Source organism: Cupriavidus pauculus, assembly GCF_002858765.1.
Taxonomy (GTDB): domain Bacteria; phylum Pseudomonadota; class Gammaproteobacteria; order Burkholderiales; family Burkholderiaceae; genus Cupriavidus; species Cupriavidus pauculus_B.
In genome coordinates this window covers 105646-121095 of record NZ_PJRP01000015.1, presented here as the reverse complement: position 1 = coordinate 121095, position 15450 = coordinate 105646, and the positions used below count along the sequence as shown (strand labels likewise).

The 15450-nt window shown below is 62.0% G+C and carries 14 protein-coding genes; 2 read left to right on the top strand and 12 right to left on the bottom strand.

Going from position 1 to position 15450, the window contains the following annotated elements; genetic code table 11:
- Positions 1-47: 47 nt before the first annotated feature.
- The 3 genes from CYJ10_RS25375 to ppsA all read right to left on the bottom strand — a co-directional run bounded on the left by CYJ10_RS25375 (position 48) and on the right by ppsA (position 4027).
- Positions 48-986: an SPFH domain-containing protein gene (locus CYJ10_RS25375; protein WP_101684209.1), complete on the bottom strand. Its 939-nt coding sequence runs from the start codon at positions 984-986 to the stop codon at positions 48-50.
- 51 nt (positions 987-1037) lie between these two features.
- Positions 1038-1463 carry an NfeD family protein gene (locus tag CYJ10_RS25370; RefSeq protein WP_101684208.1) on the bottom strand — a complete coding sequence of 142 codons (426 nt, stop codon included), beginning with the start codon at positions 1461-1463 and terminating at the stop codon, positions 1038-1040.
- 179 nt (positions 1464-1642) lie between these two features.
- Positions 1643-4027, bottom strand: coding sequence for a phosphoenolpyruvate synthase (gene ppsA, locus CYJ10_RS25365; protein WP_101684207.1), 2385 nt, complete (start codon positions 4025-4027; stop codon positions 1643-1645).
- 259 nt (positions 4028-4286) lie between these two features.
- Here ppsA and ppsR point away from each other — a divergent pair, with 259 nt between their 5' ends.
- Together ppsR and CYJ10_RS25355 are read left to right on the top strand one after the other, a co-directional pair.
- Complete coding sequence (gene ppsR, locus CYJ10_RS25360; protein WP_101684206.1) at positions 4287-5219, top strand: posphoenolpyruvate synthetase regulatory kinase/phosphorylase PpsR; 933 nt, start codon at positions 4287-4289, stop codon at positions 5217-5219.
- Positions 5220-5304: 85 nt separating this feature from the next.
- Positions 5305-5871, top strand: coding sequence for a hypothetical protein (locus CYJ10_RS25355; RefSeq protein WP_101684205.1), 567 nt, complete (start codon positions 5305-5307; stop codon positions 5869-5871).
- A gap of 10 nt (positions 5872-5881) precedes the next feature.
- On the opposite strand, the gene CYJ10_RS25350 is transcribed toward CYJ10_RS25355, so the two are convergent.
- The 9 genes from CYJ10_RS25350 to rseP form a co-directional block, all read right to left on the bottom strand.
- Positions 5882-6664 carry a TrmH family RNA methyltransferase gene (locus tag CYJ10_RS25350; RefSeq protein ID WP_101684204.1) on the bottom strand — a complete coding sequence of 261 codons (783 nt, stop codon included), beginning with the start codon at positions 6662-6664 and terminating at the stop codon, positions 5882-5884.
- A 9-nt stretch (positions 6665-6673) separates the two neighbouring features.
- Entirely contained in the window at positions 6674-7354 is a 681-nt protein-coding gene (rnhB, locus tag CYJ10_RS25345; protein WP_101684203.1) for a ribonuclease HII, read from the bottom strand.
- Positions 7354-8547 (bottom strand): lipid-A-disaccharide synthase, encoded by a 1194-nt coding sequence (lpxB, locus tag CYJ10_RS25340; RefSeq protein WP_374703310.1) that lies wholly within the window; start codon positions 8545-8547, stop codon positions 7354-7356. The genes rnhB and lpxB overlap by 1 nt, the downstream gene beginning before the upstream one ends.
- Positions 8548-8575: 28 nt before the next feature.
- Positions 8576-9379 (bottom strand): acyl-ACP--UDP-N-acetylglucosamine O-acyltransferase, encoded by an 804-nt coding sequence (gene lpxA, locus CYJ10_RS25335; protein ID WP_101684201.1) that lies wholly within the window; start codon positions 9377-9379, stop codon positions 8576-8578.
- 43 nt (positions 9380-9422) lie between these two features.
- Positions 9423-9875 (bottom strand): 3-hydroxyacyl-ACP dehydratase FabZ, encoded by a 453-nt coding sequence (gene fabZ / locus CYJ10_RS25330; protein WP_061958372.1) that lies wholly within the window; start codon positions 9873-9875, stop codon positions 9423-9425.
- On the bottom strand, positions 9872-10978 hold the full coding sequence (gene lpxD, locus CYJ10_RS25325; RefSeq protein ID WP_101684200.1) for a UDP-3-O-(3-hydroxymyristoyl)glucosamine N-acyltransferase: 1107 nt from the start codon (positions 10976-10978) through the stop codon (positions 9872-9874). The genes fabZ and lpxD overlap by 4 nt, the downstream gene beginning before the upstream one ends.
- Before the next feature lie 51 nt (positions 10979-11029).
- A complete protein-coding gene (locus CYJ10_RS25320; protein WP_066735238.1) occupies positions 11030-11560 on the bottom strand; it encodes an OmpH family outer membrane protein in 531 nt (176 codons plus the stop codon).
- A 20-nt stretch (positions 11561-11580) separates the two neighbouring features.
- Entirely contained in the window at positions 11581-13911 is a 2331-nt protein-coding gene (gene bamA / locus CYJ10_RS25315) for an outer membrane protein assembly factor BamA (protein WP_374703309.1), read from the bottom strand.
- 139 nt (positions 13912-14050) lie between these two features.
- Positions 14051-15448 (bottom strand): RIP metalloprotease RseP, encoded by a 1398-nt coding sequence (rseP, locus tag CYJ10_RS25310; protein WP_101684198.1) that lies wholly within the window; start codon positions 15446-15448, stop codon positions 14051-14053.
- Between the last annotated feature and the right edge of the window lie 2 nt (positions 15449-15450).

Here is a 15450-nt window from a genome sequence, read left to right as displayed (position 1 = left end):
ACGGAGGCCTCGGCCTCCGTTCTCGTTTCCAGCGACGCCAGCCGGCGTCAAAGCACCTTCTCGGCCTTCTGACCTTTCACAATCTGCAGCGCCGAGGCAATCATCGAGCTCATCTCGCCAAGGTTGCCCGGCACGATCAGCGTATTGCCCTGCTTGGCGAGGTTGCCGAAGGCCGCCACGTATTCCTCGGCCACCTTCAGGTTGACGGCCTCCGCGCCGCCCTCTCCGCGAATAGCGTGGCCGATCTTCTCGATTGCCTGCGCATTGGCTTCAGCCACCGCCAGAATCGCGGAGGCCTCGCCCTGCGCCTTGTTGATGGCCGCCTGCCTTTCACCTTCGGACTTCTGGATGGCCGCTTCGCGCGCCCCGGATGCCAGGTTGATCTGCTCCTGCCGCTTGCCTTCAGACGCAGCAATCAGCGCCCGCTTTTCGCGCTCCGCCGTGATCTGGGCCTGCATCGCGTGCAGGATTTCCTTCGGCGGCGTCAGGTCCTTGATCTCGTAGCGCAGCACCTTCACGCCCCAGTTGGCCGCGGCCTCGTCGAGGGCGTTGACCACGCTGTGATTGATGAATTCGCGCTCCTCGAACGTCTTGTCCAGTTCGAGCTTGCCGATGACCGACCGCAGCGTGGTCTGCGACAACTGCGTGATGGCCACCACGAAATTACTCGATCCGTACGACGCCTTCATCGGATCGGTCACCTGGAAGTACAGCACGCCGTCGACCTGCAGCTGCGTGTTGTCCTTGGTGATACACACCTGGCTCGGCACATCGAGCGGAATTTCCTTAAGAATGTGCTTGTAGGCCACGCGGTCGATAAACGGCACGACAATCGACAGCCCTGGCGTCAGCGTCGCATGGTATCGCCCCAGCCGCTCCAGCACCCAGGCGTGCTGCTGCGGCACGATCTTGATGGACTTCGCAATCAGTACGATGGCGGCGATGAGCAGAATCAGCGGAAACAGACCGAGCTGATAGGCAAGCATGTACGACTCCCGTCAAAGAGAAAAAATTGCAAGGCGGAAACAAGCGTCAGGCTAGCGCGCCGACACAATAAGCGTAGCGCCACGGACTTCGACAATCCTGTAGCGACCGGGCGCCGGATCGGTCCCAGGGGCCAGTTCCACGTTCCAGTCGGCGCCGCGATAAGGCACGCGGGCGCGCCGGAAGGCATCCCAGGTGGACACTTCGACTTCCTGTCCGATATCGAGATTCACATCGGGATCGGTCGCGGCATCCGTGCGACGCAGCCTGCCGAACCGCGTACGGCGCAGCGCCACGATGGCCACGATGGCGACCAGTGCCGCCGTAACCGTCTGCATGGGCACCTCGGCACCGAGCAGCGCCGCAATGCCCCCGGCTGTCACGCCGCAGGCGACCATCAGGAGATAAAACGTGCCGGAGGCCATTTCCGCGATCACCAGCACCACGGACGCAGCAAACCAAAAGTAGTACGACGTCATCCCGTTCCTTTCCAGCCAGGAAAACACCAGCCCGAAAAAACAAAACCCCCGCCAAACGCCTACGGCGTCTGCGGGGGCAGTTGGAACACCTGACCGCAGGGCCGGTGCCACACGGCGCGCCAGCCAATCAGGCCGGACACCGTTAGTTCGGGTACGTCGCTATTGTGACGCGAAATGCCTTAGGAAGCCAGTTGCTGCCAGGTTTGCACGACCGAATCAGGATTCAGCGAGATCGACTTGATGCCTTCCTTGGCCAGCCAGGCCGCAAAGTCCGGATGGTCGGAAGGACCTTGGCCGCAAATGCCGACGTACTTGTCCAGGCGCAGCGCCGTGGAAATGGCGCGCTGCAACATGAAAATCACGGCCGGATCGCGCTCGTCGAAATCCTTGGCCAGCAATTCCATGCCCGAATCGCGGTCCAGGCCCAGCGTCAGCTGCGTCAGATCGTTCGAGCCGATGGAGAAACCGTCGAAGAACTGCAGGAACTCTTCGGCCAGAATCGCGTTCGACGGGACTTCGCACATCATGATGATGCGCAGACCATTCTCGCCGCGCTTCAGGCCGTGCTTGGCCAGCAGTTCGATCACACGCTCGGCCTGGCCCAGCGTCCGCACGAACGGCACCATGATTTCGACGTTGGTCAGGCCCATCTCGTCGCGCACGCGCTTCATGGCCTTGCATTCCATCTCGAACGCTTCGGAGAAGTCGTCGGCGATGTAGCGCGAAGCACCACGGAAGCCCAGCATCGGGTTTTCTTCGTCCGGCTCGTAGCGCGAACCACCGATCAGCTTCTTGTACTCGTTCGACTTGAAGTCGGACAGACGCACGATCACCGGCTTCGGATAGAACGCGGCGCCGATCGTGGCAATGCCCTCGGCCAGCTTGTCGACGTAGAACGCACGCGGGCTGGCGTGGCCACGGGCCACCGACTCCACGGCCTTCTTCAGATCGGCATCGACCTGCGGATAGTCCAGAATCGCCTTCGGGTGAACGCCGATGTTGTTGTTGATGATGAATTCCAGGCGAGCCAGGCCAACACCGTGGTTCGGGATCTGCGCGAAATCAAACGCCAGCTGCGGATTGCCGACGTTCATCATGATCTTGGTCTCGATCTCCGGCATTTCGCCGCGCATGACCTCGGTGACTTCGGTTTCCAGCAGACCGTCGTAGATACGACCTTCGTCGCCCTCGGCGCACGACACCGTCACCAGCGTGCCGTCCTTCAGCAGGTCGGTGGCATCGCCGCACCCGACCACTGCCGGCACGCCCAGTTCACGCGCGATGATCGCGGCGTGGCAAGTACGGCCGCCACGATTCGTGACGATGGCCGCGGCGCGCTTCATCACCGGCTCCCAGTTCGGGTCGGTCATGTCGGCCACCAGGACGTCGCCCGGCTGCACACGTTCCATCTCGGACGGATCGTTGATCACACGAACCGGACCGGTACCGATTTTCTGGCCGATCGCACGTCCGCTGGTCAGCACTGCCGACGTACCCTTCAGCTTGAAGCGCTGCTCGGCCTTGCCGGCTGACTGGCTCTTCACGGTCTCCGGACGTGCCTGGAGGATGTAGATCTTGCCGTCCTTGCCGTCCTTGCCCCACTCGATGTCCATCGGGCGGCCATAGTGCTTCTCGATGATCATCGCGTAGCGGGCCAGCTCGTTCACATCGTCATCGCTGATCGAATAACGGTTGCGCAGTTCTGGCGGTACATCCACGGTCTTCACGCGACCGGCTTCGCCCGGCTTCGTGAATTCCATCTTGATCAGCTTCGAGCCGATCGAACGACGGATGATCGGATACTTGCCGGCCTGCAGCGTCGGCTTGAAGACGTAGAACTCGTCCGGGTTCACGGCGCCCTGCACCACCGTTTCGCCCAGGCCGTAGCTCGACGTGATGAACACCACGTCCGGGAAGCCCGACTCCGTATCGATCGTGAACATCACGCCCGATGCGGCCAGGTCCGAACGGACCATGCGCTGCACACCCGCCGACAGGGCCACCACGTCATGGGCGAAGCCCTTGTGCACGCGGTACGAAATGGCGCGGTCGTTGTACAGCGACGCGAACACGTGCTTGATCTTGTCGAGCACGTCGTCGATGCCGCTGACGTTGAGGTACGACTCCTGCTGACCTGCGAACGAAGCGTCGGGCAGATCTTCGGCAGTGGCCGACGAACGCACGGCGAACGATGCCTCGGCGCCTTCGCGCGCCGACACGCGTGCATAGTGCTCACGGACTTCTGCTTCGAGTCGCGGCTGGAACGGGGCCGAGGCCACCCAGCTGCGAATCTCGCCACCGGCCTCGGCCAGGGCCTTCACGTCATCGACGTCGAGCGTCTTCAGGCGTTCGGAAATGCGGGCGGTCAGGTTGTTGTGTTCGAGGAAGTCGCGGAATGCCAGCGCGGTGGTGGCAAAACCGCCGGGAACGCGCACGCCGGCACCGGCCAGCTGCGAGATCATCTCGCCAAGCGACGAATTCTTGCCGCCGACGGTTTCCACGTCCTGCATGCGCAGTTCTTCAAACGGCAGCACGTAGGCGCCGTTATCTACCTGGTTGGTCATAAAAGCCTCAAAACAAAGTAAGAAATCTTTTGCACCGACCGGTATGTTGTTGGAGTTCTGGCCCCGGCGGATCGCTTGGCTGAGCAATTCCGTGTGACATCGGATACTTCCGATGCTGCAATGCACATTGTCGACAATCCGGCTGCATATCGTTGCCTGACCGGGATTGGCGGAATTGCTTAGCCAAAAGATCGCCGCTATTCTACCGTGCCGCACCGCACTTTCGCTCAGCGGCTGCTCCAAAAATAATTGTTCAGACATGTCCTTGCCCGAAGCGCCTGACGCGTCGCAACCTGCGCCAGCCATGACTTCCCAGTCTTCTTCATCCCCGGCCGGCTCCCAGCCTGCGGCTGAGACGGCTGCCGCCGATCGCCCTGCCGTCCGTACGGTTTTTATTGTGTCGGATGGCACAGGCATCACGGCCGAGACATTCAGCCATTCGATCCTGGCCCAGTTCGAGATGCGCTTCCGCAAGGTACGCATGCCGTTCGTGGACACGCCCGAAAAGGCACATGTGGCCGTCAGCAAGATCAACGAGGCGTTCTACAACGAGGGCGTGCCGCCCATCGTCTTCACCACGCTTGTCAACGCCGAGTCCAACAAGGCGATGCGCCGTGCCAAGGGCATGATCCTGGACATGTTCCAGACGTTCATCGAGCCGCTGGAGAAAGAACTCGGGCTGAAGTCCACGCACGCGATCGGCCGTTTCCACCAGAACGCGGATACCGAGGCTTACAAGAACCGGATCGAGGCGATTAACTTCTCGCTGGCTCATGATGACGGGCAGTCACACAAGAACCTCCAGGACGCCGACGTGATCCTGGTTGGCGTGTCGCGTAGCGGCAAGACGCCGACCAGCCTGTATCTGGCCATGCAATACGGCCTCAAGGCTGCCAACTATCCGTTGATTCCCGACGATTTCGAGCGTGGCCGCCTGCCGTCGGCGCTCTATGCGTTCAAGCCCAAGATATTCGGGCTGTCGATCGATCCCCAGCGGCTGACGGAAATCCGTAACGAACGCCGTCCGGGCAGCAAGTACGCGGCGGTAGAGAACTGTCGCTACGAGGTCAACGAGGCCGAAGCGATGATGCGCCGCGAAGGCATCAAGTGGTTGTCGTCCACGCACAAATCGATCGAGGAAATCGCGACGACGATCCTCCAGGAAATCAAGGTCGACCGCGACAACTATTGAAGCGCGCGATTTTTGAGAATCGTCTTCTTGGCAGGTGATGGCTGGAGGTGAAAGATGACGTCATCGACGTTTTCATTCATGAACCATGTCCATCGCCATGACAGCAGACCAGTTTTCAGATCACCCTGGATCGGGGCATGCCGGCCCCGCACCGCAGCATCGCGCCAAACCGCACCACGACTGGCGCATCGCCGCCACCATCTTCACCGCCGTTTTCATCGCCCTCGGCGGCATCTTCGCCATCCTCGAGTATTCCGGGCGTCAATCTGACAAGACGAACGAGAATATCTACTACCGGTTCGATGCGGTGGATGAACGGCTTGGCGTGATGGACCGCCAATTCCAGGCAGCAGACAAGCGATTCGACGGCGTCGACCGCCGGATCGACAGGCTTGAAGCGAAGGTTGACGAGGGCTTCGCCAAGGTAGACCAGCGATTTGAAAAAGTGGACGAGCGATTCGACAAGATGGACGAACGCTTCAACAAACTTGAGGCAAGGTTCGACAGGAAATTCGATCAGATCGAAAAAAACTTCGATCAAATCAACGAGAACTTTGCCCAGGTTACGGACGTCCTGCAAACGCTGGTCGAACAAAAGGCACCTTCCGGTGCGGCAGCATCTGACCAAGCACGGGGCAGCCGCCCTCGCTAACGGACCTCGCTCAACCCGCTCGCCGCTGGCGCACCGCTTCAAACAGACAGATGGCTGTCGCGGCTGCTACGTTTAGCGACTCCAGGCCGCCAGGTTGCGGAATGCTCACCTTGCGCGAGACACGTGCCATCCATTCGGGGCTGACGCCTGCCCCTTCGTTGCCGACTACCCAGCCTACCGGCTGGGTCAGGTCGGTATCAAACACGGTGGCGTCGGCATGCGAGGACGTTGCAAGCAGCGGCACGGCCAGCCGGGGGGCAAGCATATCGAGCGTGCAGTGCTCGACGATATTGAGATGAAAGTTCGCGCCCATGCCGGCACGCAGTGTCTTGACGGACCAGGCGAACGCACATCCTGTGATCAGGAATGCGTGGGCGATACCAGCAGCCGCGGCACTGCGCAGGATCGAGCCAACATTGCCGGCATCCTGGACGCCGTCAAGGATGATGCAATCCGTCTTAATCTGCGCGGGCAGATGACCCGCAGGCGTGTCGATCACGAACAGCAGGTCAATACCGTTCGCCACATTGCTGATCTGGCTGAACAGCGTATCGGCCAGCACGACCACGCGCTCCGGTTCGATCTGGTCCAGCAACGACCTGACTTCGGCATGATCATAGTGGCGCTCGCCGACTACGCAAGATACCGGTTGGCCCAATGCGGCAATGTAGGCCTGAGCCAGATGCACACCGTCCAGCACCGACTGCCCGGCCTTGCGACGTTGATGCGTAGACCCGATCAAGGCCTTCAGGTGCTTGAACAGCGCGTTATCGCGCGAAGTGACGTGCTTCAAGGACGTGTCTTAGAAAGGCGGGGTTTCCTGGGCCTGAGCCAGAGCATTGACGCGCTCCAGCGCCAAACGGACCGGGGCGAACGACCGCCGATGATGCGGCGTGGGGCCATGCCGATCCAGCGCCGCAAAATGTTGCGGCGTGGGATAGCCAAAATGCGAATCAAAGCCGTATTCGGGGTATGCCGCGTGCAACTCAACAAGATTCCGGTCGCGCGCCACCTTTGCCAGGATCGACGCAGCCGAAATGGCACGTACCTTGGCGTCACCCTTGACGATGGCTTCGACAGGATAGGCCACTTGCGGGCAGCGATTGCCGTCGACCTGTACAAGGTCTGGAATCACACCCGTGGCAGCCAGCCCCTGGACGGCTCGCTGCATGGCCAGCATCGAGGCATGAAGGATATTGATCGAATCGATCTCCTCGACTGTCGCAAAGGAGATGTGCCAGCCAAGCGCGCGCTCGCAAATCCGATCGAACAGGGCTTCCCGCTTTGCCGCGGTCAGAATCTTCGAGTCGGCAAGCCCACGGATCTGGCGGTCTGGATTCAACACGACAGCGGCTGCATACACGGGTCCCGCCAGCGGGCCACGGCCCGCTTCGTCCACGCCACAAAGGCGCTGGACTACGGCGACCGTTTGGGCCAGCTCGAGCCCCATCTGGCCGACATTGACAGCCTTGACGCGCGGCATCACACGGCTCCTCGAGTGTGGAGCAGATCCGCCACGACACCGGCTGCCAGCCGTGACGTATCGCGCTTCAGCGTTTCATGCATGGTCGTGAAGTGTTCGCGCAGGAAGGCAATGTTGCCTTCGTCATTGAGTTGCAGCAGCGTTTCACGCGCCAGCGCTTCCGGCGTGGCGTCGTCCTGCAGCAACTCCGGCACCACGAAGCGCCCAGACAGAATATTAGGCAGTCCCACGTACGGCAGATATCCCTGCCGCTTCATGATTTGCGCCGTCAGCCAGGGCACCTTGTACGAGATCACCATCGGCTTCTTGTACAGCGCGGCTTCGAGCGTGGCCGTGCCACTGGCCAACAAGATCACATCGGCCGCCTCCATCGCCAGATGTGATTGACTATCCACAATTGTCAGGTCAATTTCCGGATGTTGTGCGTACAGCTCCTCGACAATCGCGTGCAGTGCCGGGCTGGCCGCTGGCAACACGAATGCAAGGTTGGCGTCCATGCGATGCATGCGCGCCATGGCCTCGAAAAATGTGCCGCCTAGATTACGCACCTCTGACTGTCGGCTGCCCGGCAGCACCGCCACGATGCGCTTGCCCTCCGGCAGGCCAAGTTTTGCGCGAGCCCCTGCCACGTCGGGCACCATCGGGATTACGTCGGCAAGCGGGTGTCCCACGTATGTGGCCGGAATACCTGCCTTGGCGTAGATCTCCGGCTCGAACGGGAACAGACAGAGAATATGGTCGACCGCGCGGGCAATGGTACGAATGCGTCCGCCCCGCCACGCCCAGATTGACGGGCTGACAAAGTGCACCACGGGTATGCCCGCGCGCCGCAGCGGCACTTCAAGTCCGAAATTGAAATCCGGGGCGTCGACACCGATGAAGCAAAGCGGCGGCTGAGCCAGCAGCTGGTCGCGGATGGCGCGGCGCGTGGCCAGGATTTCTCGCAACGATCCCAGGACTTCCACATAGCCGTTGACGGAGAGCGTTTCCATCGGCCAATGCGAGACGAAACCCTGCGCCATCATCCGACGGCCGCCAATCCCGGCATAGTTCACGGACTCGCCTAGCCGCGCGTGCAGTCCCTCCAGCAACAGCGAAGCCAGCAGGTCGCCGGATGCTTCTCCAGCGACCATGGCAATCGTGCCACGCTTGTTTACATGAGCCTCCGCGTCAGCGGATAGCACGGCCTGCATGGCTGCCTCGACCATGTCCGACTGACGTCTAGCGCACGATGCCGCGTTGGGTCGCGGCGAGGAACTCGACGAAGGCCTTCAGCGGCGTCGCCGTGGTGGCATCCGACTGGCCAAGCATGGCCGAAATCTCGTTGCGGGCATCGTCGAAGCTCAGGTCCGACTTGTACAGCAGCTTGTAAGCCTGACGCAGCGCCGCGATCTGGGCCGCGTCGAAGCCGCGACGACGCAGACCCTCGACGTTGATGCCGTGCGGCGTCGCCTTGTTGCCGCTCTTGTCGCTGGCGGCGATCACGAACGGGGGCACATCCTGGACCAGTGCCGAAGCCCCGCCCAGCATGGCATGCGCGCCGATACGAACGAACTGATGCACGCCGCTCATACCGCCGAGAATCGCCCAGTCGCCCACCTCCACGTGGCCGGCAATCTGCGCATTGCTCGAAAACACCGTGTGATTACCCACGCTGCAGTCGTGCGCGATATGCACGTACGCCATGATCCAGTTATCGCTGCCGATGCTGGTCAGGCCGCGATCCTGCACGGTACCCGTGTGGATCGTGGTGAATTCGCGAATCGTGTTGCGATCGCCGATCTCGAGCCGGGTGGGCTCGTTGGCATACTTCATGTCCTGCGGCACCCCGCCCACCGAAGCATAAGGCCCGATGCGGTTTCCTTCGCCAATCGTGGTATGCCCCTCGACCGTGGTATGCGAGCCGATCCGCGTGCCACTGCCAATCCGCACGTTCGGACCGACGATCGAGAACGGGCCAACTTCAACGTCGGCGGCGAGTTCGGCCTTCGGGTCGATCAGTGCGGTGGGATGGATTTGCGTCATACGTACTGTCCTGTGCTTTCGGTTCTGCTCGGTATCGGGAAAATCAGGCCTCGGCCTGCTTGACCGTGCACATCAGCTCGGCTTCGCAGGCAACCTCGCCATCAACGGTGGCGCTGGCCTTGAACTTCCAGATACCGCGAATGTAGCGCTCCACGGTCACGTTCAGGTGCAACTGATCGCCGGGATACACCACGCGCTTGAAGCGGGCGCCGTCGATGCCGACGAAGTAGTACAGCGCGCCTTCCTTGCGCTCCATGTCGGCGCCAAAGGTCAGCAGGCCGGCCGATTGCGCCAGCGCTTCAAGAATCATGACACCCGGCATCACCGGTTGTTCCGGGAAGTGGCCCATGAAGTACGGCTCGTTGATCGTCACGTTCTTCAGGGTCTTGATCCGCTTCTGCGGTTCAAACTCGAGCACGCGGTCAACCAGCAGGATCGGATACCGATGCGGCAGCAGCTTCAGGATCTTGCGGATGTCGATATCGGAGGCTGTCATGATGATTTCTCTTCGTCTTGTTTGCTATTGACCCCGGCGGATGCGCCGCGCAGCCGGCGTTCCAGCTGCACCACTCGTTCGCGCAGCTTCGACAGGCCGCGCACGATGGCCGCGTTGCGTTCCCATTCGCCATGCGACGTGAACGGGAACACGCTGGTGAAATGCCCACCGGGTTTTGTAATCGATTTGGTAATCGAGGTACCGCCAGACACTGTGGTCCGGTCGGCGATATTCAAATGGCCGGAAAAATTGGCCGCGCCTCCAATCACGCAGAATTTGCCGATCTTCGTGCTGCCCGACACCGCGGCCGTGCCGGCAATCACGGTATGGGCACCCACATGGACGTTATGGGCGATCTGCACCTGATTGTCGATCTTGCAGCCGTCCTCGATGATGGTGTCGGCCATCGCCCCGCGGTCCACGCAGGTATTGGCGCCAATCTCCACATCGTTGCCCAGCACCGCACGACCTACCTGCGGAATCTTGACGTACTCGACGCCGGCCGGCCCGATATCGGGCGCAAAGCCAAAACCATCGGCACCGATCACCGCCCCGCTGTGCAGGATATTCCGCGCACCCACCACGCAACGATGATAGACAGAAACATTGGCGTAGATGAGCGTATCTTCGCCGATCTGCGCGCCTGCGCCGATAAAGGCATTTGCCAGGACTCGGACCCGCTCGCCAAGACGCGCGCCGGCCTCGATGACCACGTTCGGGCCGACAAAGCAGGACGCCGGCACGATTGCGTCGGGTGCCACCGTGGCGCGCGGATCGATGCCAACGCGCGGATCGGCATTGGCGACGCGATCGAAGCGCTGCGCCACACGGGCGAAGCAGACGTACGGATTGCGCGCCACCAGCCAGTTACGGCCATCGGCCTGCCCGTCCGCACGGATGCGCTCCAGGTCTGCCGGCGACACAATCACGGCACCGGCTTTCGAGGCCAACGCCTGGGGCAGGTAGAGCGGATTGGAAAGAAACGACAGATCGCCGGGACCGGCCTGGTCTAGCGGTGCCAGACCGCCTACGGCCAGGTCGGGATCACCCACAACCTGCGCGCCGTTCTCGGTGGCGAGCTGACCCAGTGTGGGTGTCTGCATGGCGGTACTTCCTTGATAAAAAGCGAAAAGCGGCGCACGAGCGCCCGCCGCTTACTTGCCCGAGCCGGCGTTCAGCGCCTTCATCACGTCGTCCGTGATGTCGATGCGCGGATTGACGTAGACCGCTTCCTGCACGATCAGGTCGTACTTGCGCTGCTCGGCCAGTTGACGGATCACGCGGTTGGCGCGCTCCAGCACCTGGGCCAGTTCTTCGTTACGACGCTGGTTCAGGTCTTCGCGGAACTCGCGCTGCTTGCGCTGGAACTCGCGATCGAGGTCGGCCACTTCGCGCTGACGGCGCTGGCGGTCGGCGTCGGCCAGCACGGCCGTGTCCTTGTCGAGCTTGTCAGCCATGGCCTTGATTTTCTGGGCCATATCCTGAAGTTCGCGGTCGCGCTTGGAGAATTCCTGCTCAAGCTTGACCTGCGCAGCCTTGGCCGGCTGCGAGTCACGCAGAATGCGCTCCGAATTCACCGCGGCAATGCGCGCCTCCTGAGCCATCGCCGGGGCCGCCGCGCAAAGGGCCGCAGCGGCCAGCGCGGCCGCGCTCAGGGATTTGATCAGTGGAGTGTGGAGTTTCATCAAACAAATCCTTTTGGGGATCAGAACGCGGTACCAATCTGGAACTGGAACCGCTGAACCTTGTCGTTCTCGTCCTTCTTCAGCGGGAAGCCCATGCTGACCTTCAGCGGGCCGATCGGCGACAGCCACGACATACCGAAGCCGGTCGAGTACTTCAGGTCGCTAACCGTGATCGGCGCGCCTTCCTGATAGACGTTACCGAAGTCGAAGAACGTGAACAGACGCAGCGTGCGGTCGACACCCGAACCCGGCAGCGGGAACACGAATTCCACGTTACCGATCATCTTCGAGGCACCACCCACCGGGTTGCCGTTCTGGTCCTTCGGACCGAGCGTGCTGGTCTGGTAACCACGGACCGAACCGATACCACCGGCATAGAAGTACTTGAACACCGGGAACGGCGTATTGCCGTAGCCGTGGCCGTAGGCCACCTCACCGTTGAACGCCAGCGTGAAGGCCTTCGACAACGGGTAGAAATACTGCTGCTGGAAGCTGGCGCGATAGTACTGCGTATCGCCGCCCGGCACGCCGATTTCCAGGTTGGCCTGGGTGTACGGACCCTTGGTCGGAATCAGCGCACTGTCCCGGCGGTCGCGTGCCCAGCCGATCGTGAACGGGAAGTTGTTGATCGGGTCGCCGCTGGTCTTGCCGATTTTCTGCAGCCAGGCCGTGTACTGGCTCGGCGTGTTGATCGAGGTATAGACCTGCGTCCGCTCGTAGCCAATGCCGAAGAACACCGTGTCGTTCTCAGAGAACGGCACGCCGAACTTGAAGCCGCCGCCGGCCGACACGATCTTGTAGTCCTGGTCGCCCGTGTAATACAGCGGGCGGGACGTACGATAGTAGATATCGGTCGAACGGCTGATGCCGTCCACCGTGAAGTACGGATCGTACTGCGTCAGCGCGATGGTCCGGAACGACTTGGCCGTATTCACATCCAGGCCAAGGCTGGTACCGGAGCCGAACACGTTGTCCTGGCGCAGGCCGGCTTGCAGCACGAGCTTGTCGGTCGACGAGAAACCGAGACCCAGGCTGATCTGGCCAGTCGGCTTTTCCGTCACATTTACGTTCACATCCACCTGATCGGGCGCGCCGGCCACGTCCTCGGTCGTGATGTTCGTATCCGTGAAGTAGCCGGTGCGGTTGATACGCGCCTGCGACTGCTGGAGCTTCTCGCTGTCGAACCACGAGCTTTCCATCTGGCGCATTTCGCGGCGCACCACTTCGTCGCGCGTCTTGCTGTTGCCCACGACGTTCACGCGGCGCACATAGACGCGGCGGCCCGGGTCGACCATCAGGGTCAGCGCCACTTCACGCTTTTCCTTGTCGATCTGCGGTTGCGGGTTGATCGTGGTGAACGCATAGCCGTACGTGCCGAGCAGGTCGGTGATGGCCTTGGTGCTGGCCGTCAGCTTTTCGGACGAGAAAATATCGCCCTTCTTCAGCTGCAGCAGCTTCTGCATTTCTTCCTGCTTGCCCAGCAGTTCGCCAGCCAGATGGATCTCGGACACCTTGAACTGCTCGCCCTCGGCGATATTCAGCGTCAGGTAGATATCCTTCTTGTCAGGCGTGATCGATACCTGCGTCGACTCGATCTGGAATTCCAGGTAGCCGCGATTCAGGTAGAACGAGCGCAGCGCTTCCAGGTCGGCGGTGAGCTTCTGCTTGGAATAGAGATCGTTCTTGGTGTACCACGACAGCCAGTTCGGCGTGGAGAGCTGCATCTCGTCGCGCAGCGTGCCTTCCTTGAACGCCTTGTTGCCGACGATATTGATCTGCCGGATCTTGGCAACCGGGCCCTCTTCCACGTTGAACACCACGGACACGCGGTTGCGGTCCACTGGCGTCACGGTGGTCTGGACTTCGGCGGCGTAGTAGCCACGGGCCACGTACTGGCGCTTCAGTTCCTGCTCGGCCTTGTCGATCAGCGCCTTGTCGTAGTAGCGCGCTTCGGCCACGCCCACCGCCCGCAGGGAGCGGCGCAGCGTGTCCTTGTCGAATTCCTTGATACCGACGAACTCAAGCTGGGAAATCGCGGGTCGTTCCTCGACCTGCACCACCAGCACGCCATCTTCGGCGCGGATCTGCACGTCCTTGAAAAACCCGGTATTGTAGAGCGCACGGATGGCGTCGGCGCCCTTGTCATCGGTGAAGGTTTCGCCGACACGCACGGGCAGGTAGCCAAAGACGGTACCCGGTTCCACGCGCTGCAGGCCTTCAACGCGAATATCCTTGACCACAAACGGATCTGCGGCCCAGCCCGCCGGGCTCCACGCCGCAATAATGGCACTCGTCAGCAAGCCCAGCGAGATGCGCTTATTTCTGATCAAAGTCGATCCCCTCTTCCTCATCGATTTCATGCAGGGTGTTGGCTCCAGCGCCGATTGCAGCTACGCCTGACAATACCGGCACGACTGATCCCTCCCGACGGGGAAAATCCCCCCGGGATACGACCGCCCCCGTCCGACTGGCGTTTCCAGCTGCGCGAAACTAGCCGCGCGCAAGAAACAGTCGGCTGACGTCATTGAACAAAGCGAGTGAGGTCAGGAGCAAGATGCATGCGATGCCGACCTTCTGCAGCATCGCTTGCCAGTGGTCTGGTACAGGCCTGCCAGTCAAAAATTCCACGCAATAATACAGCAAATGCCCCCCATCCAGCACCGGAATAGGTAACAAATTCAGTACACCGAGGCTGACGCTGACCAGCGCGAGGAAGCTGATGAACGGCTGCCAGCCCATGTTGGCTGCCCGCCCGGCATAGTCCGCCACGGTCAGCGGACCGCTCAGGTTCTGCAGCGATGCCTGGCCCACGAGCATCTTGCCGAGCAGCTTCAATGACAGCGTGCTGGTGCTCCAGACCTGATCCGCCGCACGGGCCAGCGCCTGGGTAAATGGGTAACGCACAATTTCGGTCTGCACGGCCTGGTTCAGCGCGGCACCCAGCTTGCCCACCATCGGCGTCGGCTCGCCCTCGGCGCCAGACTTGCCGCCCGGCGCAGCGTCGAGCTTGACGGTCACGTCCAGGCGCTGGCCGGCGCGTTCGATCCCCAGCGTGACATCCTGGCCCGGCCGCGCCCTGACCCCGCGGATCAGTTCGCCGGCCTGGGTCAGCGGCTGCCCCTGCCACGCCACCACCTTGTCGCCAGCGCGCAGGTCCGCCCGTTGCGCCGCGGAATCGGCGACGATTTCTGTAATGGTGACCGGACCGCCCTTGAGCGCCAGACCCAGCGTGGCCAGGGGATCCTGATCGGGATTACCGCCCGTGTCAGGCAGCCGGCCCAGCGCGATGTCGCGTTCGGCGCCATCTGCACCACGGACGTGCATGACCGCCCTCGTGTCGCCGAACCCCTGGGCAAACACCGCCATGCGCAGGTCATTCCAGGATCGGACGGCCTCGGTCTGGCCATTCGCGCTCAGCGACAGGACACGGTCCCCGTCGCGCACCCCGGCCTGCGCCGCCACGGTATTGACCGCTGGCGTTGCCAGCACCGGCGCGGGCTCGCGCATGCCACCGGCAAACAGCACCAGGTACAAGGCGATGGCCAGCGCGAAATTGGCAAGCGGACCTGCCGCCACGATGACGAAGCGCTTGCCCACCGGCTGGCGGTTGAACGCGCGCGGCAGGTCGGCGGCGTCGATGGCCGGATCGGTCTCGGGATCACGCTCCCGCTCGTCCAGCATCTTGACGTAACCGCCGAGCGGGATGGCAGCCAGCGTCCACTCGGTGCGGTCGCGCCCCTTGCTGACCCAGCGGGCCAACGGGCGGCCGAAGCCGATCGAAAACCGCAAGACCTTGACCCCGCACGCACGCGCGGCCAGGTAATGCCCCATCTCGTGAACGAAGATCAGGACGCAGAGGGCGACAACGAACGCGATAACGGTTTGCATGG